General features: G+C 69.7%; 18 protein-coding genes and 1 pseudogene. 3 read left to right on the top strand and 16 right to left on the bottom strand.

Features of this window, described 5'->3' with window-relative positions; genetic code table 11:
• Nucleotides 1-132: 132 nt before the first annotated feature.
• From AB0H49_RS33645 to pdxT, 3 genes are all read right to left on the bottom strand, one after another.
• Nucleotides 133-885 carry a YebC/PmpR family DNA-binding transcriptional regulator gene (locus AB0H49_RS33645; protein ID WP_354999647.1) on the bottom strand — a complete coding sequence of 251 codons (753 nt, stop codon included), beginning with the start codon at nucleotides 883-885 and terminating at the stop codon, nucleotides 133-135.
• 143 nt (nucleotides 886-1,028) lie between these two features.
• Nucleotides 1,029-1,862: a C1 family peptidase gene (locus AB0H49_RS33640; RefSeq protein WP_354999646.1), complete on the bottom strand. Its 834-nt coding sequence runs from the start codon at nucleotides 1,860-1,862 to the stop codon at nucleotides 1,029-1,031.
• A 139-nt stretch (nucleotides 1,863-2,001) separates the two neighbouring features.
• A complete protein-coding gene (pdxT, locus tag AB0H49_RS33635; protein WP_357256955.1) occupies nucleotides 2,002-2,652 on the bottom strand; it encodes a pyridoxal 5'-phosphate synthase glutaminase subunit PdxT in 651 nt (216 codons plus the stop codon).
• On the opposite strand from pdxT, the pseudogene AB0H49_RS33630 reads away from it, so the two are divergent.
• Together AB0H49_RS33630 and AB0H49_RS33625 are read left to right on the top strand one after the other, a co-directional pair.
• Nucleotides 2,588-3,439, top strand: a pseudogene (locus tag AB0H49_RS33630) (amino acid permease); the annotation flags it as partial. The gene pdxT and the pseudogene AB0H49_RS33630 overlap by 65 nt on opposite strands.
• Before the next feature lie 133 nt (nucleotides 3,440-3,572).
• The gene (locus AB0H49_RS33625; protein WP_357256960.1) at nucleotides 3,573-4,331 is read left to right on the top strand and encodes a hypothetical protein; all 759 of its coding nucleotides are present in this window, start codon (nucleotides 3,573-3,575) and stop codon (nucleotides 4,329-4,331) included.
• A 6-nt stretch (nucleotides 4,332-4,337) separates the two neighbouring features.
• Here AB0H49_RS33625 and AB0H49_RS33620 read toward each other — a convergent pair whose 3' ends face one another.
• A complete protein-coding gene (locus AB0H49_RS33620; RefSeq protein ID WP_354999644.1) occupies nucleotides 4,338-5,156 on the bottom strand; it encodes an acyl-CoA thioesterase II in 819 nt (272 codons plus the stop codon).
• A gap of 196 nt (nucleotides 5,157-5,352) precedes the next feature.
• Here AB0H49_RS33620 and AB0H49_RS33615 point away from each other — a divergent pair, with 196 nt between their 5' ends.
• Nucleotides 5,353-5,964 carry a hypothetical protein gene (locus AB0H49_RS33615; RefSeq protein ID WP_357256952.1) on the top strand — a complete coding sequence of 204 codons (612 nt, stop codon included), beginning with the start codon at nucleotides 5,353-5,355 and terminating at the stop codon, nucleotides 5,962-5,964.
• Nucleotides 5,965-6,202: 238 nt separating this feature from the next.
• Here AB0H49_RS33615 and AB0H49_RS33610 read toward each other — a convergent pair whose 3' ends face one another.
• From AB0H49_RS33610 to AB0H49_RS33555, 12 genes are all read right to left on the bottom strand, one after another.
• Nucleotides 6,203-6,694, bottom strand: a complete 492-nt coding sequence (locus tag AB0H49_RS33610; protein WP_357256950.1) for a hypothetical protein — start codon at nucleotides 6,692-6,694, stop codon at nucleotides 6,203-6,205.
• Nucleotides 6,695-6,896: 202 nt separating this feature from the next.
• The gene (gene pdxS, locus AB0H49_RS33605) at nucleotides 6,897-7,817 is read right to left on the bottom strand and encodes a pyridoxal 5'-phosphate synthase lyase subunit PdxS (RefSeq protein ID WP_067779814.1); all 921 of its coding nucleotides are present in this window, start codon (nucleotides 7,815-7,817) and stop codon (nucleotides 6,897-6,899) included.
• 446 nt (nucleotides 7,818-8,263) lie between these two features.
• On the bottom strand, nucleotides 8,264-9,307 hold the full coding sequence (locus AB0H49_RS33600) for an NUDIX domain-containing protein (RefSeq protein ID WP_354999871.1): 1,044 nt from the start codon (nucleotides 9,305-9,307) through the stop codon (nucleotides 8,264-8,266).
• Entirely contained in the window at nucleotides 9,307-10,431 is a 1,125-nt protein-coding gene (locus AB0H49_RS33595) for a glycosyltransferase family 4 protein (RefSeq protein WP_354999641.1), read from the bottom strand. The genes AB0H49_RS33600 and AB0H49_RS33595 overlap by 1 nt, the downstream gene beginning before the upstream one ends.
• Entirely contained in the window at nucleotides 10,428-11,402 is a 975-nt protein-coding gene (locus AB0H49_RS33590; protein ID WP_354999640.1) for a phosphatidylinositol mannoside acyltransferase, read from the bottom strand. The genes AB0H49_RS33595 and AB0H49_RS33590 overlap by 4 nt, the downstream gene beginning before the upstream one ends.
• 70 nt (nucleotides 11,403-11,472) lie before the next feature.
• Nucleotides 11,473-12,135 carry a phosphatidylinositol phosphate synthase gene (gene pgsA / locus AB0H49_RS33585; protein ID WP_141809774.1) on the bottom strand — a complete coding sequence of 221 codons (663 nt, stop codon included), beginning with the start codon at nucleotides 12,133-12,135 and terminating at the stop codon, nucleotides 11,473-11,475.
• A gap of 53 nt (nucleotides 12,136-12,188) precedes the next feature.
• On the bottom strand, nucleotides 12,189-12,770 hold the full coding sequence (locus tag AB0H49_RS33580) for an HIT domain-containing protein (RefSeq protein ID WP_354999639.1): 582 nt from the start codon (nucleotides 12,768-12,770) through the stop codon (nucleotides 12,189-12,191).
• The gene (thrS, locus tag AB0H49_RS33575) at nucleotides 12,767-14,827 is read right to left on the bottom strand and encodes a threonine--tRNA ligase (RefSeq protein ID WP_357256946.1); all 2,061 of its coding nucleotides are present in this window, start codon (nucleotides 14,825-14,827) and stop codon (nucleotides 12,767-12,769) included. The genes AB0H49_RS33580 and thrS overlap by 4 nt, the downstream gene beginning before the upstream one ends.
• Nucleotides 14,828-15,140: 313 nt before the next feature.
• A complete protein-coding gene (locus AB0H49_RS33570; protein WP_357256944.1) occupies nucleotides 15,141-15,758 on the bottom strand; it encodes a (2Fe-2S)-binding protein in 618 nt (205 codons plus the stop codon).
• Nucleotides 15,755-16,186: a TIGR02611 family protein gene (locus AB0H49_RS33565; RefSeq protein ID WP_354999636.1), complete on the bottom strand. Its 432-nt coding sequence runs from the start codon at nucleotides 16,184-16,186 to the stop codon at nucleotides 15,755-15,757. The genes AB0H49_RS33570 and AB0H49_RS33565 overlap by 4 nt, the downstream gene beginning before the upstream one ends.
• Nucleotides 16,187-16,298: 112 nt before the next feature.
• A complete protein-coding gene (locus AB0H49_RS33560) occupies nucleotides 16,299-18,542 on the bottom strand; it encodes a bifunctional SulP family inorganic anion transporter/carbonic anhydrase (RefSeq protein WP_357256942.1) in 2,244 nt (747 codons plus the stop codon).
• Nucleotides 18,543-18,767: 225 nt separating this feature from the next.
• A complete protein-coding gene (locus AB0H49_RS33555; protein WP_357256940.1) occupies nucleotides 18,768-21,050 on the bottom strand; it encodes a bifunctional SulP family inorganic anion transporter/carbonic anhydrase in 2,283 nt (760 codons plus the stop codon).
• Nucleotides 21,051-21,310 lie beyond the last annotated feature (260 nt).

Below are 21,310 nucleotides of genomic sequence, written 5' to 3'. Positions count from 1 at the left end.
CCCGGCCCACCTCCGCCTTTATTCCTTCCTATCCCTCCCCGTTGGTCTTTTTTCCCCCCGCCTCAGCTTCGCCCATTCGCCTGCAAGCCCCGGGCCCCCGGTGCCTCGGGGGGGCGCCCGCCGCGGGACAGCTCAGTCTTCCAGCTGCGCGAGGACCTCGTCGGAGAGGTCCACGTTGGTGTAGACGTTCTGCACGTCGTCGCTGTCCTCGAGCGCGTCGACCAGCTTGAACACCTTGCGCGCGCCCTCGGCGTCGACCGCGACCGAGACCGACGGCTGGAAGCCGGATTCGGCGGAGTCGTAGTCGATTCCGGCCGCCTGCAGTGCCTTGCGCACGTCGATCAGATCGCTCGGGTCGCTGATGATCTCGAAGGACTCGCCGAGGTCGTTGACCTCCTCGGCCCCCGCGTCCAGCACGGCCATCAGCACGTCGTCCTCGGACAGCCCGTTCTTCTCCAGGGTGACCATGCCCTTGCGATGGAACAGGTAGGCCACCGAGCCCGGGTCGGCCATGTTGCCGCCGTTGCGGGTCATCGCGACGCGCACCTCGCCCGCGGCGCGGTTGCGGTTGTCGGTGAGGCACTCGATGAGCACCGCGACGCCGTTGGGGCCGTAGCCCTCGTACATGATGGTCTGCCAGTCGGCGCCGCCCGCCTCTTCACCGCCGCCGCGCTTCCGGGCGCGCTCGATGTTGTCGTTGGGGACCGACGACTTCTTGGCCTTCTGGATGGCGTCGTACAGCGTCGGGTTGCCATCCGGATCACCGCCACCCGTGCGGGCCGCCACCTCGATGTTCTTGATCAGCTTCGCGAAGAGCTTGCCCCGCTTGGCGTCGATCGCGGCCTTCTTGTGCTTGGTGGTGGCCCATTTGGAGTGGCCGCTCATTCCCTACTTCCTTCAGGTCGGTTGCACTGGGAGTGACCGCCGGGGACGGCGGCGCCCCGGGGAGGGATCGAGCCGCGTGCCAACCGAACGGACAACTCCTCCAGCCTAATGGACGCCGCCGAGACGGCATCCTCCCCAGCCCCTCAGAGCGAGACCACGTAGGCCTCCGGGAAGAAGGCGCCCTTGATGTACTTCGGCGACGCGTACGCGAAGCCCTTGTCGCCCCACGCGGTGCCCCAGCTGTTGCGGACGATGAAGTGCCCGCTCGGCAGGTACCCCACGATGGCGACGGCGTGCCCGCCGCGTTCGGTCCCCGCCGCGAAATCCTCCAGGAAACCCCCGTTGGCGGTGGCGTTGTCCCAGGTGTCGTCCACCATGAACCCCGCGAGGATCGGGCGGCCGTCGGCCAGCACGGTCTTCCACTGGTTGAGGTTCTTGCCGACGTTGAAGTACGAGGCGATGCGCAAGGTGGCCGCGTGCGCCCAGAAGGTGTTCTCCTGGCCGCGGTACATCTTGGTCTGGATGTGGAACGGCAGCAACGATTCCTCGACGACGCCGTACTTCTTGCAGACCTCGACGGCCGACTTCAGCTCGGTGCCCGCGCCCTCGATGAAGGTCTCCGGCCGCTGGAAGAACGCGTCGGTCTCCTTGGAGGCCATCCACACGAACCGCGGCGAGACGCGGCGGTCGCTGTTCAGCTTGCTGGCGGTCACCAGGTGGTAGCGCATCAGTCCGTCGCCGGTCGCCCAGCCGACGCAGGACCCGGTGTCCTCCTGGTCGCCGATGGTCCACCAATCGCGGCGCAAGTCCACCGAGGTGGGCAGTGCGGTGACGGCGCCGAGCGCGCCGACGGACAGCGCGTCGGTGAACGTCCAATCCCGCGCGGTGTCGCGGGAGGGGACGAGATTGCAGATCCGTGCCTCGGCGGGCACCGGTTCTTCCTTGTTCGCACGGGGTGCGGAGATGACATCGGTCATGTTCGTGCTCGTTCGTCCGGTGGTGTCGCCACCACGCCCGGGTCGGTCGGGATCGCCCGGATGGCAGCGATGATGCACCGCCCGGCGCGGCGTGGCGCGAGTAGCCGATTACCCGTTTCACCAGCGGGTTCGGCGCGAACTACGCAGCGCGGGCCAAATCGACGAACATGCGGTGCACCCGCAGGTCGCCCGTCACTTCGGGGTGGAAGGAGGTGGCGAGCACCTTGCCCTGGCGCACCGCGACGATGCGGCCCGCGAACGGACCGGAGGGCACCGTGGCGAGCACCTCGACGTCCTCGCCCGCCCGCTCGACCCACGGCGCGCGGATGAAGACCGCGCGCACGGGACCATCGGCCAGACCGGCGAAATCCAGATCGGTCTCGAAGGAGTCGACCTGGCGTCCGAAGGCGTTGCGGCGCACCGTCATATCGATGCCCGACAGATGCTTGGCGTCCGGCCGGGTGTCGAGCACCTCGGAGGCCAGCAGGATCATGCCCGCGCAGGAACCGAAGGCGGGCATGCCGTCGCGCAGCCGCGCGCGCAGCGGTTCGAGCAGTTCGAACGCTTCCAGCAGCTTGCTGATCGCGGTCGACTCGCCACCGGGCAGCACCAGCCCGTCCACGGCGGCCAGCTCCGACGCGCGCCGCACCAGAATCGGCTCCGCGCCGCACTGTTCCAGCGCCGCGACGTGTTCGCGCACATCGCCCTGCAAAGCGAGAACACCGATGGTGGGCCGGGACGGCGTCTGCCGCGCCTCGGTGGCGGGTGCGGCGACCGATGATGCGTTCACCCCGCCGAGCTTATTAGTCCCGCCGCTGTGGGCCCGCTCACGGTTGCCGTCAAGGTTGCGTCAACAGCGGGGCCGGATGGCGGGAGCCGACGCCACACTCGCAAAGGTGACTGCTGTAGTGCCGCGCCCCGCCGCAACGCCAGGCGGAGAACCGACTGTCCTTCCCCGCCGCGGATTGACGGTGCCGACCGGATTGGCCGGCCTTTCCCTCGACGCCATGGCGTCGGTGTCCTACGGTCCGGAGGCGATCGTTCTGATACTGGCCGCAGCGGGCGCGGCCGGGCTCGGCGCGACGCTGCCGGTGACGTTGGCGATCGTCGCCCTGCTCGCCGTGCTGATCGCGTCCTACCGCCAGGTGATCGCGGCCTTCCCCGACGGCGGCGGCGCCTACGCGGTGGCCAAGCGGCACCTCGGCCATCGCACCAGCCTGGTCGCGGCCGCCTCGCTGATCGTGGACTACGTGCTCAACGTCGCGGTCTCGATCGCCGCCGGCGTCGCCGCGCTGACCTCGGCGTTTCCCGCGCTGTACGGGTACAGGGTGTGGTTGTGCCTCGCCGTGCTCGCGGGCATCACTGCGCTGAACCTGCGCGGCATCACCGAGAGCGCCCGCGCGTTCATGCTGCCCACCGTCGTGTTCGTCGGCGGCATCGGAGCGGTGATCCTCGGCGGGCTGCTGCGCGGTGAACCGGCCTCGGTGGTCACCGGCGACCCGGCGGTCACCGATATGCACACCCTCGGAATCCTGTTGCTGCTCAAGGCGTTCTCCAGCGGGTGCGCGGCGCTGACCGGCGTCGAGGCGATCGCGAACGCGGTGCCCAGTTTCGCCGAGCCGCGGGTGCGGCGGGCGCAGCGGGCGGAGGTCGCGCTCGGCGTACTGCCGGTTCGCCGTCAGTTCGCCGCGCCAGGTCTACCGGTACGGCGTGCTGACGCTCGGCGTCAGCGCGGGCGCGCTGCTGATCGGTGCGGGCGGCGCGATGAACGCCCTTGTCCCGCTGTTCGCCATCGGCGTGTTCGTCGGATTCACCATCGCCCAGGCGGGGATGGTCCGGCACTGGTGGCTGAACAGGGGCGCGGGATGGCGAGTGCGGATCGCGCTCAACGGATTCGGCGCGCTGCTCACCACCGCGGCCGCGCTGATCACCACCGCCATGAAGTTCACCGAGGGCGCGTGGCTGATCGTGCTGGTGCTGCCCGCGCTGGTGTTCGCCATGCAGCGGGTCCGCGCGGCCTACCACCGGATCGGCGATCGTCGTGCCGCGGGCGCGATCCCGGCCCAGCCGCAGGCGACCGGCACCGCGATCGTGGTGCCCGTCTCGGAGGTGTCCGAGCTGAGCAGGGAGGCGCTCTCGGCCGCGATGTCCCTCGGCTCCGACGTCGTCGCGGTGCACGTCTGCCTGCCGGGTGAATCGACGCGAGCGTTCACCAAGGCCTGGGAGGCGTGGCACCCGAAGGTCCGCCTGGTACTGCTGGAAGACAGCGACGCCACCGTCGGCGGGCCGGTCGCCCGCTATCTGCGGGAGAACTTCGCGGGACGGCGCAAGGTCGTGGTCGTCGCCGAGGTGGACCCGCCCGGCGGCTGGGATCGGGTGCTGCCGAGCCATCGCAGCGACGAACTCGAGCGCGAGCTGCGCCGGATGCCCGACACCGTGGTCTGCCACCTGCGCGTCCAGGTGGTGTGAGCCCCGCTATCCCCGGAGGGTGCGGATCAGTCCCTCCTGCACGACCGCCGCGACCAGCTTGCCCTCACGGTCGAAGATCTTGCCGCCGGTCAGCGCGCGGCCGAAACCGGCCGACGGCGAGGACTGGTCGTAGAGCAGCCAGTCGTCGGCGCGGAACGGGCGAAGGAACCACATGGCGTGGTCCAGCGACGCGTCCTGGGTCCGCTCGTCGGGGTGGGTGACCTTCGAGGAGCCGAGCAGCGTCATATCGCTCATGTAGGCCAGCGTGCACACGTGGAACAGCGGGTCGTCGGGCAGCGGGTGCCGGTAGCGGAACCACACCTGCTGCTGGGAGACCACGCCGTCGCGGCGCGACACCGACTCCTGCGGCACGGTGCGGATGTCCCAGTGCTCCCATTCGCGCATCGCCCACAGCCGTTCCGGGCTCATCGAGGTCTGGGCGTCCGGCAGGTTCTCCGGCGCCGCCACCTCGAGCATCTCGTCCTGATGCTCCGGGCCCTCGTCGCCGACGTGGAACGAAGCCGACATGGTGAAGATCGCCGCGCCGTCCTGCACGCCGGTGACCCGGCGGGTGCAGAAGGAGCGGCCGTCGCGGATCCGCTCCACCAGGTACACGGTCGGTTCCTGTGGATTGCCGGGCCGCAGGAAGTATCCGTGCAGCGAATGCACCTGGAAACGTGGCTCCACCGTACGCACCGCCGACACCAGGGCCTGCCCGGCGACCTGGCCGCCGAAGGTGCGGGGGAGCTGGGTCTTCGTGGACGCGCCACGGAAGATGTCCCGCTCCAGGCGTTCGATCTCCAATGCCTCTTCGATTGTCGCCATGCGCTGAGGTTAACCAACGGCGTCCGATTCGCCCCGTTCGGCATCCGGTCGAGGAGCTCGACCGGATGCCAGAGAGTTGCTGAATGTCGCGCTCGTCACAAGCGGGGGCAGCGGAATTCGCGGCGGCTCGGCCTGCCGCACGGGTCTCGCCGGGGCGCAGGGAGATACCGGCGGGGGCGTCTGCTGTGATGGAGCGGTGCCGCAGTTCGTGCCGATCACCCAGGACGGCCTCGCCGATCTGCTCGTCGATCGGCTCCGCGCGCTGCCGGGCCGCCGCGTGATCGCCATCGACGCGTCCGACGCCGCACAGCCCGTCGCGTTCGCCGAGCGCGCCGCCGAAAGACTGCACGGGACAGGACGTTCCGCCGAAGTGGTCGCCCTGCACGACTACATCCGACCCGCCTCGCTGCGCATGGAATTCGGTCGTGAGGACGAATTCTCCTATCGCACGGCGTGGTTCGACTACGACGCGGTCCGCCGCGAGGTGGTCGGCGCGCTGCGCGAGCACGGCCGCTGGCTGCCCGCGCTGTGGGACGAGGCCGCCGACCGCTCGGCCCGCGCGGCCGTCCGCGCCGCGCCCGCCGACCTGGTGCTCTTCCTAGCGGGTCCCATGCTGCTCGGCCGCGACCTGGTCTTCGATCTGACGGTGCGCCTCGACCTCAGCGAAGCGGCGCTGCGACGCCGCACACCGCGGGACGAGCACTGGACCATCCCCGCGCTGCTGCGCTACGACCGCGAGAATCCCGAGGTACCAACGTTTTCGGTGCGCTGGGACCATCCCGACCGCCCCGCGCTGAGCCGCACCTGAACCCCGCGCGCGTCCCCATATCCGTTGCACCGCATGTCGAATCAGCTGGGCGCATCCGCCGGAGAACGAACACCCGGCCGCTATGCGCGACCGGGTGTGGTTGGCGGACTGGCCTTTCGGCTGTGTTCGACGAGTGGCACACACAGCGGTAGCGGAGCTTCCGCCACCCCCGACTTTGTGTGCCACTCGCCCGCCGAGGCGTGTGCGGCACGATCCGCGCTCCGGCGGATCAGCGCTGTCAGGCGCAGGCGGCCGACTGCTGGCCGAGGTTGGTCAGCATCCCGCAAGCCCACGCCTTCTGGACCTTCCAAGTGCCGTCCTCGGCGACGAACGGCACGTCCGCGATGTTCTCCTGGTTGTTCAGGACGATCTTGGCCTTGGCGTTGATGGTGTCGCCGAAGGCGGTCACCTCGGTGACCACGACGCTCGCTCCGGTCTGCTGGTAGGCCTGTGCCAACCGGCCGGGCAGCTCGGGATCGGCCTCGGCGCCCTGGATCATCTCCAGCTTCTCCTGGTTCGGCACCGCCGGGTCGAGCGCGCGCTGTAGCTGCGCGTTCAACTGCTCCACCGTCGGCACCGGCGGCACGTTCGCGGCGGTGGCCTTGGCGCTGGTGGTGGTGCGGGTCGGCGTGGTCTCGCTCTTGTCGTCGCCGCCGCACGCCGTCAAGCCCAGCGCGGCCGCGACGGCCAAGCCCGCGATCGCGATTCTTCCGGTGTTGCGAAGCTTCAACTCTTGGTCCTTTGCGTTCGACTCGGTCGGCATCACCGGCGACCCGTAACTGTTCGCCGTGCCCCGAAACCTACTCAGCGGCTCTGTGGGAACTCTGAGATCGCCGTGTGGCGGTTCGAAGAGTCGAGTCCCGAACGCGAAACGCCCGCTCCCTGGCTTGCGGCCAGGGAACGGGCGTCACGAAAAACCAAGCGTCGCTGGCTCACCAGCCGCGTTCGGCGAGCCGGTGCGGCTGGGCGATCTCCTCGACGTTGATGCCGACCATGGCCTCACCGAGGCCGCGGGAGACCTTCGCCAGCACGTCCGGGTCGTCGTAGAAGGTGGTGGCCTTGACGATGGCGGCGGCTCGCTGCGCCGGGTTGCCGGACTTGAAGATGCCCGAGCCGACGAACACGCCCTCGGCGCCGAGCTGCATCATCATCGCGGCGTCGGCCGGGGTGGCGATGCCACCGGCGGTGAACAGCACGACCGGCAGCTTGCCGGTCTCGGCGACCTCGCGGACCAGCTCGTACGGCGCCTGCAGCTCCTTGGCCGCGACGTAGAGCTCGTCGGCGGGCAGCGCGGCGAGCTTGCGGATCTCCTGGCGGATCTGACGCATGTGGGTGGTCGCGTTGGACACGTCGCCGGTGCCCGCCTCGCCCTTCGAGCGAATCATGGCCGCGCCCTCGGTGATGCGGCGCAGCGCCTCGCCCAGGTTGGTGGCGCCACAGACGAAGGGAACGGTGAAGTTCCATTTGTCGATGTGGTTGGTGTAGTCGGCCGGGGTGAGCACCTCGGACTCGTCGATGTAGTCGACGCCGAGGCTCTGCAGGATCTGCGCCTCCACGAAGTGGCCGATGCGGGCCTTCGCCATGACCGGGATGGAGACGGCGCCGATGATGCCCTCGATCATGTCCGGGTCGCTCATCCGGGACACGCCGCCCTGGGCGCGGATGTCGGCGGGCACGCGCTCGAGCGCCATGACCGCGACCGCGCCGGCGTCCTCGGCGATCTTGGCCTGCTCGGGGGTGACGACGTCCATGATCACCCCGCCCTTGAGCATCTCGGCCATGCCGCGCTTGACGCGGGCGGTGCCGACGGTGTTGGTGGTCTCGGGCGTGGTCACGGCAAACTCCTGGGTCATGTGCGCCTATCAGGTCGCGCGGAACGAAACGACCTAATTCTAGGCGTGCCGAGAAAGCCACTTGATAGCCAGTTGAGGGCCACTGGACTGGTAGCGAGATCGGCCCGGGGCCAGCTCCGCGCGCCGTGACGCGCGCCACCCCGGCCGAATCGACTTCCGGCTATCGGCGAACCCCGCGCAATCGAGCCCGGGCGGAACCCGCTGGACCGACCCGGCTCAGATCGGATTCACGACCAGTAGCTGCGCCCAGTATTCGGCGGCCGCCGGGCCCACGATCGGCAACAGGAAATCGAACAGCAAGTACGACATGGACTACCTACCTCCAACACCAGACAAGGACCGCCCCGCATCATCGAGGAGCACCGAATCCTGATACCCGCCGGGACGCGATCCAGTCACGAAGCTATCACGATCGTGAACCAGATCACAGGCGCACACGGCGGCGCTCAGCGGATGGAGCGGACCTCGGGGTCGTCGGAGCCCGCGGCGATCTCGGCGGCCTCGGGAAGCAGTTCGTCCAGGTGATAGGGGTAGACCGTCTCGCCGGAGCGGTCCAGGGTCGCGATGTCGGCGGGCGTACACCACTGGTGCCCCGTGATGGATCGGCGCTCGATCACCGTCAGGTTGCCCGGTTCGGGCGTGAAGGCGCGCACCCGCAGCACGAAGAACAGCTCCTCGGCGCGGATCAGCTGCCCGTCGAACGGGAACACCGCGACGCGCCGCCAGACCGGGCCGCGCAGACTCTCGGGATCGGCGCGATGCCCGGTCTCCTCCCACAGCTCGCGCACAGCGGCCGCGCGCAGCGACTCCCCCGGCTCCACACCGCCGCCGATCGTGAACCAGAACGAGACCGCCGGGGTCTTCGGGTCGTTGCCGCGCATCAACAGCACCCGGTCCTGTTCGTCGAGCAGGACGACGCGCGCCGAGGTGCGGATCGTGTCCACCGCGAGACCGGTCGAGGCCGCGGGCGTGGCGCGCTCGGTGATCTCGAAATAGGTGGGCAGCGGCGCGGTGCCGCCCAGGTGCAGCAGGCGGACCGGACGCCGGGTGCGCAGCGCGAGCGTGTCGCGGACCGCGTCGTTGTGGAAGCGCCGGGCGATCAGCACCCTGGCCTCGGCGTCGGCGAGTTCGGCGACCAGCTGCGGGCGCAGCTGGGCGATGTCGACGGCCGAGAGCGCCGAGGAGAGCTGGTTCTCCACCGTCTCGCGTTCCGCGCGTCCGGCGCGTTCGGCCCGATCGGCCAGGGTGGACAGACGTTTGGCCTGATCGGCTGAAGCAGGGTCGGAGACCGGACCCGCGATCGCCATCGCCACCGCCCGCGCCACCACCGCCCGCCTGGCCAGCGCCGAGTCCAGCGCCTGCCAGGACTGGTCGGAACGCACGTGCAGCCGGTCCAGCCGATTCGCCGTGGAGTAGGCCCACAGACCGATCGCGACGACGACCGCAGCGATCAGCGCGAGAACGAGAACCGTTGTGGCCGAGAAGGTGATCATCCGGCGGCCCGCACCCGGGTGTCGCCGATGGTGACGGTCTCGTAGACCCGCAGGATCTGCTCGGCGACCACCGGCCAGTCGTATTCGCCGACCACCTGATTGGCGGTGTGCACCAGCGATTCCCTGCGCACCTCGTCGGTCAGCACGGTGTCCAGCGCGGCCGCGAGCCGCGCCGAATCCCCGACCGGGACGAGCATGCCCGCGGTGCCGTCGCGCAGCACCCTGCGGAACGCGTCGAGCTCGCTGGCCACCACCGCGGTGCCCGCGGCCATGGCCTCGATCAGGATGATGCCGAAGCTCTCACCGCCGAGGTTGGGCGCCACGTAGACATCGGCGCTGCGCATGGCCGAGGCCTTGTCCTCGTCGGAGACCTGGCCGAGGAAGCGCAGGTGCCCGGCGTTCGGCCCGGCCTCGCGCCGCAGCCGCTCCTCGTCGCCGCGACCGACGATCAGGATCTCCACGTCGGGGTGGCGGCGCACCAGCTCCGGCAGCGCGCCGAGCAGCACCTCCATGCCCTTGCGCGGTTCGTCGTAGCGTCCGAGGAACAGCACCGTGCCGCCCGCGCGCGGATAGCCCGGCAGCATCGGAGCGCGCGCGAAGGCGGCCACGTCGACGCCGTTGGGGATCTCCACCGCGTCCGAACCGAGCGCCTCCACCTGCCAGCGTCTGGCCAGCTCCGAGACGGCGATCCGGCCGCTGATCTTCTCGTGGTAAGGCCGGAGCACACCCTGAAAAGTGCTGAGCACCAAGGACTTCGTGGTCGAGGTGTGGAACGTCGCGACGATCGGGCCCTCGGCGATCTTGAGCGCGAGCATGGACAAGCTCGGCGCGTTGGGCTCGTGGATGTGCAACACATCGAAATCGTTGCCGTCGATCCAGCGGCGGATCCTGGTGTAGGCCATGGGGCCGAACGAGAGCCGGGCCACCGAGCCGTTGTAGGGAATCGCCACCGCGCGTCCGGCGGAGACCACGAACTCCGGCAGCGGGGTGCTCTCCGAGGCGGGCGCGAGCACGCTCACCCGGTGCCCGCGTTCGATGAGCACCCGCGCGAGTTCCACCACGTGCGCCTGCACACCGCCGGGGACGTCGAACGAATAGGGGCAGACCATGCCGATCTTCACGGCGCCTCGTCTCCTCCACCCTGCGCTTTTCCACCCTGCGCGGCGAGTCCGCCCTGCGCGGCGGCGATCCTGGCCCGGCGTTCCTCGGACAGGTCGCTCTCCCACAGCGGTTGCAGCATGTGCCAGTCGGCGGGGTGCTCGGCGATATTGGCGGCGAAACGGTCGGCCAGCAGCTGCGTCGCCGCCTGGACGCCACCCGAGACATCCAGCCGCTCTTCGCATTTCAGGCCCCAGGCCTCCTCGCCGTCGGCATCGACGGTGAACCAGGCGTGCACCGGTATGAGCGCGGCGCCGGTCTCGATGGCCAGCTTGGCCGCGCCCGCGGGCATCCAGGTGCGCTCACCGAAGAAGGTGACCGGCACCCCGCGGCCGGTGAGATCGCGCTCACCCATCAGGCAGACGATCTTGTTCTCCCGCAGGCGCTCGGCCAGCACGGCGAACGGCGGCTGCTCGCCCCCCGTCAGTGGGAACACCTCGAAACCGAGGCTCACCCGGTAGGCGACGAAGCGCTCGAACAGCGACTCCGGCTTCAGGCGCTCGGCGATCGTGGTGAGACCGCCGTAGTTCTGGACGCACCACACCCCGGCCATGTCCCAGTTCCCCGAGTGCGGCAACACCAAGAGCGCGCCGCGCCCCTCGGCCAGCGCCGCGTCCAGGTGCTGCAGTCCGCCCACGGGCAGCCGCGACGACTTGCCCAGGGCCGCGTGGTCCATCGTCGGCAGCCGGAACGCCTCGCGCCAGTACCGCGCGTAGGAGCGCATGCTCGCGCGGATCAGATCGTCGGGCACCTGCTCGGGCGGCACCCCGAGCACGCGGGCGAGATTGCGCCGCAACTGGATCGGGCCACCGTTGCGCGCCGCCCGCTCCCCGCCCCAGTCGAACACCCGCCGGGCCGCGCCTTCCGGAAGCGCCCGGACCAATCGCCAACCCGCCGCGTAACCGACGTCGCTCAATCGTTCCCCGATACTCACCGTTCCCCCGATTCCACAGCACCGACGCTACGACCGAAAACCCGGACAGGTGCGCGGAGTCTCGGTGCGCTCACCGCGCCTCCTGCGGCGCGGCGGGCGGGATGACCTCGCGCGCCCCGGGCGAATTGCGCACCGCGAGCACGCGCTGGAACACCGTCACGATGCTGAGCACCGCGAGGATCCACATGGCCACGTGCACCGCCCAGGTCAGCCACTCGATGCCCCAGTGGCCGCCGAGACCGGTGAATCCGGCGCCGACGAGCACGATGATCAGCCGGTCCGGGCGCTCGATGATGCCGCCGTCGGCGGACAGGCCGCTCGCCTCGGCGCGCGCCTTGGCGTAGGAGATCACCTGCGAGGTCACCAGCACCACCAGCGTGGCGAAGAACAGCCACTTGTTGTGCTCGTGGTACACCGCCCACCAGGCCAGACCGCCGAAGATCGCGCCGTCGGCGACCCGGTCGCAGGTGGCGTCCAGCACCGCACCGTATTTCGTGCCGCCACCGCGCGCCCGCGCCATGGCGCCGTCGAGCATGTCGAACATGACGAACAACCAGATCACCATGGTGCCCCAGAACAGGTGACCGGTCGGGAAGAGCGTGACCGCGGCCGCGATCGAGGCCGTGGTGCCGATCAGGGTGACGGCATCCGGGGTCAGGCCGGTGCGCACCAGCGCCTTGCCCAGCGGAGCGGTGGCCTTGGCGAACGTCTCGCGGCCGAAGAAACTCAGCACCGGCTACACCCGCGCCCGGTCGATTCGGACGGACGACGCACAGCGGCGGTTGCTCACTCCGTTTCCTTCCACGCGGCGGCGAGCAGGGCTCTGGTCTCGCGCAGCAATTGCGGCATCACCTTGACGCCGCCGACCACGGTGATGAAGTTGGCGTCGCCGCCCCAGCGCGGCACGATGTGCTGGTGCAGGTGGTCGGCCAGCGAGCCGCCCGCGACCCCGCCGAGATTGAGCCCGACGTTGAAGCCGTGCGGGCGCGAGACGCTCTTCATCACCCGGATGGCCCGCTGCGTGAACGCCATCAGCTCGGCGCTCTCGGCGTCGGTGAGGTCCTCCAGGTTGGCCACCCTGCGGTAGGGCACCACCATCATGTGCCCGGGGTTGTACGGGTACAGGTTGAGCACCGCGTACACCAGCTCACCGCGGGCGATGATCAGGCCGTCCTCGTCGGACATCTTGGGGATGTCGGTGAACGGGTGCCCGGTGGCGTCCTTCGGGCGGGATCCCGCGGCCTCGGTGATGTAGGACATCCGGTACGGCGTCCAGATGCGTTGCAGCCGATCGGGATCGCCGGCGCCGATGTCCACGATGTTCCCCTGCTCCGTGTCGTCCAGGTCGGCGAGCCCGTCCGCGGTCATGCCCCACCCGCCGCGACGATCTCGAACCCCTCGGCGGTCGGCGAGGCGTTCTCGCGCCGCGTGATCCACGCGACGATGGTGGCCACCGCGTCGGCGACCGGCACCCCGTTGACCTGGGTGCCGTCCCGGAAGCGGAAGCTCACCGCGCCGGCGTTCACGTCGCGCTCACCGGCGAGCAGCATGAACGGCACCTTCTGCGCGGTGTTGTTGAAGATCTTCTTCTGCATCCGGTCGTCGCTGCGGTCCACCTGGGCGCGAACGCCCTCGTCGTGCAGCAGCTCGATCACCCGATCCAGGTGCGGCGCAAAGGCTTCCGCGACCGGGATGCCGACAACCTGCGCCGGCGAGAGCCAGGCGGGGAAGGCGCCCGCGTAGTGCTCGGTGAGCACGCCGAAGAAGCGCTCGATGGAGCCGAACAGCGCGCGGTGGATCATCACCGGCCGCTGCTTGGTGCCGTCGGAGGCGGTGTATTCCAGGTTGAAGCGCTCGGGCAGGTTGAAGTCGAGCTGAATGGTCGACATCTGCCAGGTGCGGCCCAGCGCGTCCTTGGCCTGCACCGAGATCTTCGGACCGTAGAACGCGGCCCCGCCCGGATCGGGCACCAGCTCCAGACCGGAGGCCGAGGCGACCTTGGACAGGGTCTCGGTGGCCTCCTCCCAGATCTCGTCGGAGCCGACGAACTTCTCCGGGTCCTTGGTGGACAGCTCCAGGTAGAAGTCGTCCAGGCCGTAGTCCTTCAGCAGATCCAGCACGAAGCGCAGCGTGTCGGTCAGCTCCCCGTGCATCTGCTCTTTGGTGCAGTAGATGTGCGCGTCGTCCTGGGTCATGCCGCGCACCCGGGTCAGGCCGTGCACCACGCCGGACTTCTCGTAGCGGTAGACCGAGCCGAACTCGAACAGCCGCAGCGGCAGTTCCCGATACGACCGGCCGCGGGCGCGGAAGATCAGGTTGTGCATCGGGCAGTTCATCGGCTTGACGAAGTAGTCCTGGCCCGGCTTGCGGACGGTGCCGTCCTCGTTGAGCTCCGCGTCCAGATGCATGGCCGGGAACATGCCTTCCCGATACCAGTCCAGGTGGCCGGAGACCTCGAACAGGTGCCCCTTGGTGATGTGCGGGGTGTTCACGAACTCGTAGCCCGCGGCGACGTGGCGGCGGCGCGAGTACTCCTCGAGTTCCTTGCGGATGATGCCGCCCTTGGGGTGGAACACCGGAAGACCGGAGCCGAGCTCGTCGGGGAAGCTGAACAGGTCCAGTTCCAGGCCGAGCTTGCGGTGGTCGCGGCGCTCGGCCTCGGCGAGCAGGTGCAGGTGCTCGTCCATGGCCTCCTGGGATTCCCAGGCGGTGCCGTAGATGCGCTGCAGGTCCTCGCGGTTCTGATCGCCGCGCCAGTAGGCGGCCGAGCTGCGGGTCAGCTTGAAGGCCGGGATGAACTTGGTGGTCGGGATGTGCGGGCCGCGGCACAGGTCGCCCCAGACCTTCTCGCCGGTGCGCGGGTCCAGGTTGTCGTAGATGGTCAGCTCTTTGCCGCCGACCTCCATGACCTCCGGGTCGTCGATGCCGGACTTGTCGCTGATCAGCTCGAGCTTGAACGGCTCCTCGGCCAGCTCGACGCGGGCCTCGTCGATCTCCACGACGCGACGCGAAAAACGCTGGGCGCCTTTGACGATCTTCTTCATCCGGGATTCCAGCTTGGCCAGATCCTCGGGGGTGAAGGGCCGGTCGACGCGGAAGTCGTAGTAGAAGCCGTCCTTGATGGGCGGGCCGATGCCCAGCTTCGCCTCGGGGAACTCCTGCTGGACGGCCTGCGCGAGCACGTGCGCGGCCGAATGCCGGATCACGCTGCGCCCGTCCTCGGTGTTGGCGCCGACCGCCTCCACCTCGACGTCGGTGTCCGGGGTCCAGGACAGGTCCTTGAGCGCGCCCTCGGCGTCGCGCACCACGACGATGGTGTCGGGTCCCTTGGTCGGCAGACCCGCCTCGCGCACCGCGGCGCCCGCCGTAGTCCCGGCCGGCACCCGGACGAGGGTGGCTGGGCTGATCGGGGCTGAGGTCGTCACGGCGGCGCTCTCCTTGGCGTTCTCGTGGGCGGGCCTGTTCCCGCGCGTCGGCGCCGGGCGGCAATCGCCCGGCGCGACCAATGCTAGCTGTCCCGCCGTCCCTCGATTCGCGCCGGTCGCGAGCGCCTCGAGCGTGGCGTCACGAGCCGAGTGCCACGTCCCCGGCCGGGTTCTCGGCCTATCCGGCGCGGGGTCGGTGTGCGCGCGAAACCCGCTGTCACGGCGGGCTAGCTGGTTGTCGGCGTGTCGGCACCCATCTTGCAGGACATCCGGCCGGGCGCAACTCGAATACCGCCGCCGCGAGGCGGTCGGATCAGGACCCCGCGGCGAGCTTCGCCAGCAGTGCCTCGCGGTCGGCGGCGGGGCGTTTGGGGCAGCTCGTGCACATCTCGCAGCCCGGGATCTCGAAGACGAGGCAACAGGAGATCCGCCGGACGAAGGTGCGGCCGCCGATCTCCACGAAACGCGGCACCGGCAGCTTCCCGCCCACCTGGGCGGCGAGTTCGGCTCCCGCCGCGCCGTCGCCCGCGTCGAGGGCGCGGTTGCCCATCGCGTCGGCGGCGATCGCCCACAGCGCGGGCACACCCGCGCCGGAGACGGCCGCGACGGCCGGGATCACCACGGCTAGGGTCTCCCGCAGCACGGCCGCGGACCGCGCCGCGTCGGGAGCATCGCAAGCCGCGATGCGGACGCGTTCGACACCACCGTCGGGCCGGATCTCGCAGTCGATGCGGTCCAGCGCCGGTTCGGGCGGCAGCTTGCCGGTCGCCGCCGCGCGCGCCAACGGCTCCACGAGCGCGGAGGCGACCATGCACCACCACAGCGTGCCCGCGATGCGAACCGAGGAGGTGCCCCAGGACCGGCCCATCTCGGTGATCCGTGCCGTCAGCCACTCCGGTGACGTGAGCGTCGCGCCGGGGACCGTGCTCACCACTTCAGGGGACTGCGCAACCATTCCGCTTCGACTCCGATCCAGCCGCCGACCAACTCGTACGTACCGAGCACCCAGAGCGTCCCGACCACCAGCAACGCGGTGGCCAGCGCCGCGGTCGCCCGCATGGCCAGGCCCCGCGCGGAGTACCAGGCCATGCCCTGCCGGTACTTGTCTCGCAGCCAGGTCAGCGCCCGGCGCGCCCAGGCGAATTCGGTCGCGAGAATGCCGAGTCCGGCGAACACGATCGCCCAGCCGGGACCGGGATACGGAATCGCCAGGATGCCGAGGGTCAGCACCAGCACGCCGATCACCGCGACGCCGATCCGGTAGGCGAGGTTCAGCGTAGGGCGGGTGGCCACGCCGGTACGAAAGGCGCGCCACCCGGTCGGCTCGTCGGTCGGTCTCTGGTCCAGATCGGCACTCACATCACTCAGCGTACGAGAAAGCGAGCGGCGGGAATCGCCCTCCGATGCTGGCAAACGCAGAGAAAACCCGCGGGAGCCGCGAGGGCGCCCGCGGGTCGTCCCCGCTTGTCGATCAGACCAGCTCGGGCACGGGACGCTCGTCCACGTCATCGATGTGGGCGAGACCGTCGATCGTCACCTCGACGACCCGCGCGTTACCGATGTCGAAGAACAGGCCCGACACCCGCACGCCCCGCTCGATCACGGCTCGGCGCACCGCCGGGTGGCGGTGCAGCGTCTCCAGCTGCAGCGCGACGTTCACCATGCTCAGCTGGTCCACCTCGCCGTAACCCGCGGCGCGCGCCGCCTCGGCGACCGGGTGGCCCGCGCGGAACTGCTCCAGGCTCGGGTGCGCGTGCGCCAGCCACGGCCCGATGCCGGGACCGACGTCGGCGCCCGAGTACAGCGCCTTCATGGCGCCGCAGGACGAGTGACCGCAGACGACCACCGAGCGCACGTTCAGCTCCTCGAGCGCGAAGACCAGCGCCGCCTCCACCGAGGCGTCGCCCGTCTCCGGCACCAGGTTGCCGACGTTGCGGACGGTGAACAGGTCGCCGGGCCCGCTGTTGGTGATGACGTTGGGCACGATGCGCGAGTCGGAGCAGGCCAGGAAGAACGAGTGCGGGTCCTGCCGGTCGGCCAGGCCGTCCAGGTGCGGGCGCACCACATGGGCGTGGCTGCGGTGGAAAGCGGCGACGCCCGCGGCCAACGGGTTGGGGTGCTTGTCCTCGCTGCGCCATGGCCCGAGGATCTCGTCCCACACCGCGCGGCCGAAACCGCGTGCGGGCGGCCCGGTCAGCGCGTCGGCCATCCGCGCCGAGCCGATCTCCACGAACTCGACGCTGCCGCCGCCGTGTTCTTGCTGGCGCACCCACTCCTCGATGGCCTCGAAGGCGGCGTGGTCCAGGAAGTCGACGGTCATCTCGACCGTCACGTCGGCGCCCGCGGGCACCTTCGCCAGCTCGGCCGAGAGCTTGGGCAGCGCGAGGAAGGTGCAGGAACCGTCGATGCTGACCAGCCAGCGCTGCGACTGCGGGATCTGCTCGGCGGTGATCGCCACCCGCACCACGCGCCACAGCAGTAGGCCGAAGGCCAGCAAGAGGCCGATCAGCACGCCCTCGAGCAGGTTCAGGAAGACCACGCCGAGGATCGTCGCCGCGTAGACGAGCAGATCGCCGGTGCGGCGGGCCAGCTTGATGTGCGCCAGCTTGACCAGCTGGATGCCGATCACGATCAGCAGACCGGCCAGCGCGGCCTTCGGGATCTGCTGCACGACAGCGGTCAGCGCCACCGAGAACAGCAGGACCCAGACGCCGTGCATGATCGCCGAGGCGCGGCTGCGCGCGCCCGCCTGGACGTTGGTGGCGCTGCGCACGATCACGCCGGTGACCGGCAGGCCACCGAGCATGCCGGACAGGACGTTGGCCGAACCCTGGCCGATGAGCTCCCGGTCGAAGTTGGTGCGGCGGCCGTTGTGCATCTTGTCGACCGCGACGGCCGAGAGCAGGCTCTCCACGCTGGCGATCAGCGCGATGGTGAGCACCATGAGCGCGACCGCGGACCAGCCGCCGTCCGGGATCTGCGGCAGGCCGATGGCGTCGAACAGCGAGCCGTCGAGCACGATGCGCTCGACCTCGGTCGGCAGCACCATCGACAGCACCGTGCCGATGAACACCGCGACCAGCGGGCCGGGCACGACCCGGATCTTCTCCGGCGCGTACTTCCAGCCGAGCATCACCGCGATCACCACGGCGCCGACCAGCGCGTCACCGCCGTGCAGCGACATCAGCTGGCCGGGTAGTTCGGTGATGTTGTTCCAGGCCGAGCTGTGCGACGACCCGCCGAGCAGCACGTGCACCTGCTGCAGCGCGATGGTCACACCGATGCCGGCGAGCATCGCGTGCACCACGACCGGCGCGACGGCCAGCGCGGCTCGCGCGATTCGGCTGAGCCCGAAGATGATTTGCAGGATGCCCGCGGCCACCACGATGAAGCCGGTGACCTTCCAGCCGAACTTGTCGATGGATTCCGCGACGACGACGGTCAGGCCCGCGGCCGGACCGCTCACCTGCAGAACCGAGCCGCCGAGGGCGCCCGCGACGATGCCGCCGACCACGGCGGCGATGAGGCCGGCGAGGACGGGCGCGCCGGAGGCCAAGGCGATGCCGAGCGAAAGCGGCAGCGCGACCAGAAAAACCACGATCGAGGCGGGCAGATCGTGGCGCAAGACGGATGTCAGACGATCGGACAGATTGCTCGGGCCTTTGCCCGGCACAGGTGGGGACAGCGGTGGAGCCAGATCGCTCTCGACAGCCATGACTTCTCCTTCGCCGACTCGACGCCGCGGCGTCGAGGTCGGTTGACGATCAACATGTCCAGCAGGGCAATAGACCGCGAACCGGCATCTCGCGGTGAAGCAGTTCTCGACACGGCACTGGGCCGAGATGTAAACCCGTTCAAGGGTATTGGTAAAGACTTAGCAAAGCCTGAGAACTGCGGTAGAAGTGGCGCTTCCCATATGATGTTTTCGATGTGAAATCGTTCACATCGTCGTCGAAATACGCCGTCCGGCAACCCCTTCCGTTCGCGACCGCGACTCGCCGCCGCCGCCGCGGGATCGGACGGGCTCGGCCGTGACATCGCGGTCCGCATCGTCGAATTCCGCGATCCCGTCCACCCGAACCTCGATGACCCGCGCGGTCGCGATGTCGAAGAACAAGCCCGAGACCGCCACCCCGCGTTCCTCGATGCCTTGGCGCACGGCGGGATACGCGTACAGCGTCTCCAACTGCACCGCCACGTTGACCATGCCCAGCTGGTCCACCGCACCGAACCCGGCGCGCGCGGCGGCCTCGGCGACCGGATGCCCGAGCCGGAACCGCTCCAGCGCGGGCCTGGCGTGAGCCAGCCAGTCCCCCAGCCCCGGACCGGCCTGCACCTCTCGGTGCAGCGCCTCCATCGCGCCGCATCCGGAGTGCCCGCACACCACCACCGCGCGCACGTCCAGCTGTTCCAGCGCGTAGACCAGCGCGGCCTCGACCGAGACGTCGCTGCCGCCAACCGGCACCAGGTTGCCGACGTTGCGAACGGTGAACAGGTCGCCGGGGCCGCTGTTGGTGATGACGTTGGGCACGATCCTGGCGTCCGCGCAGGTCAGGAAGAACGAGTCCGCGTCGTGGTGGTGGCGAAGACCGTCCAGGTGCGGGCGCATGAGGTGCGCGTGCCCGCGGTGGTAGGCGGCGATGCCCGCGGCGATCCGGTCCACCCGGTTGCCGGTGCGCCGCCACGGCCCGATCACCTCGTCCAGCACCTTGCGGGAGTGTCCGCGCTCGGGCGGGCCGTGCACGACGGACGCCATGCGCGCGGCGCCGATCTCGGCGAAATCGACTGCGGCGCCGGAGTCTTCGCGCTGGCGCGCCCAGTCGGTGATCAGTTCGTAGGAGGCGTGGTCGAGGAAGTCGACCGTCATCTCCACCGTCACCGGGACGCCGGGCGGCACCTTGGCCAGCTCCGCGGTGAGCTTGGGCAGCGCGAGGAAGGTGCAGGTGCCGTCGATGGTCACCACCCAGCGCCGCGCGCCCGCCACCGGCTCGGCCAGGATCGTCACCCGGACCACCCGCCACAGCAGCAGCGCCACCGACAGGGCGAGCCCGATCGCCATGCCCTGCAACAGATTCAGGAAGACAACACCGAACACGGTCGCCAGGTAGACCGCCAGGTCGCCGTTGCGCCTGGCGAGCCGAATGTGGGCCAGCTTGATCAGTTGCACGCCGATCAGGATGAGCAGCCCGGCCAGCGCGGCCTTCGGTATCTGCTGGACCAGACCGGCCAGCGCTACGGCGAAGACCAGCACCCAAAGGCCGTGCAGGACGGTGGCGGCCCTGGTCTGCGCGCCCGCGTTGGCATTGGTGATGCTGCGCACGATCACCCCCGCGACGGGCAGTCCGCCGAGCATGCCGGAGGTCATGTTCGCCGCGCCTTGGCCGATCAGTTCGCGATCGAGGTTGGTTCGATGGCCGGGGCGCGCCTTGTCCACGGCCACCGCCGAAAGCAGCGTCTCGACGCTGGCGATGAGCGCGATGGTGATCATCGCGACGCCCACGGCGAACCAGCCGCCCGCGGGGACAGCGGGCAGTCCGATGGCGTCGAACAAGGAGGCGCTCAACACGATTCGATCCACGTCACCCGGAAGACACAGCGACAACAGCGTCGCCGCCAGGACCGCGACCAAAGGACCCGGCACCGCGCGCAACGTGCGCGGCAGGAAGCGCCAAGCGATCAGGATCGCGATGGCCACCAATCCGACGCAGAAGTCCCCGTGGTGCACCGAGACGAGTTGGTGCGGCAGCTGGACCAGGCTTTGGAACGGTGAACTCAGCGACGCGCCGCCCAGCAGCACGTGCACCTGTTGCAGCGCGATGATCACCCCGATGCCCGCCAGCATCCCGTGCACCACCACCGGCGCGATGGCCAGCGCGGCCCGGGCGATTCGACTGAGCCCGAACAGGATCTGCAACACACCGGCCCCGACGGTAATGAAACAGGTTGCCGCCCAGCCGAAATGGTGCACGCTCTCGGCCACCACCACGGTCAGGCTCGCCGTCGGCCCGCTGACCTGGACAGCAGAACCCCCGAGCAGCCCGGCCACCACGCCGCCGACGACCGCGGCGATCAGACCCGCCGCGACGGGCGCGCCGGAGGCGACCGCGATGCCTAGCGAAAGAGGAAGTGCGACAAGGAAAACCACGACGGAGGCCGGGACATCGTGATGCAGGATCCGAACGAGCTGCGACGTCCGTGGTGCGGGATCGGTGTCGGTCGACATAGTTCTCCTTCGCCGTCTCGGCGGCAGCCGATCCGGTTCATCGGGGCAACATGCACTGGCATCGAAAGCGAGCGGCGGGCGAAGCTTGGTGGAGCCGTGGAGCGAGCGGGTCGAGCGGCACTTCGGTGAAGCGGCGACCTCGTGGCGCACAGGTCACCCTGATAGTAAAGACTTCGCAAAGCGCATGGAAAGTTATATGGTGCCGACGGGGACAACTGCTATCAAAATGTGATGCAAGTCACATTTTGACCCAGGCGCGA

This window comes from Nocardia sp. NPDC050713, from assembly GCF_040654315.1.
In the GTDB taxonomy this organism is placed as follows: Bacteria; Actinomycetota; Actinomycetes; order Mycobacteriales; family Mycobacteriaceae; genus Nocardia.
Note: the sequence above shows the minus strand (reverse complement) of the source record. Positions and strands in the feature narration are given on the sequence as shown.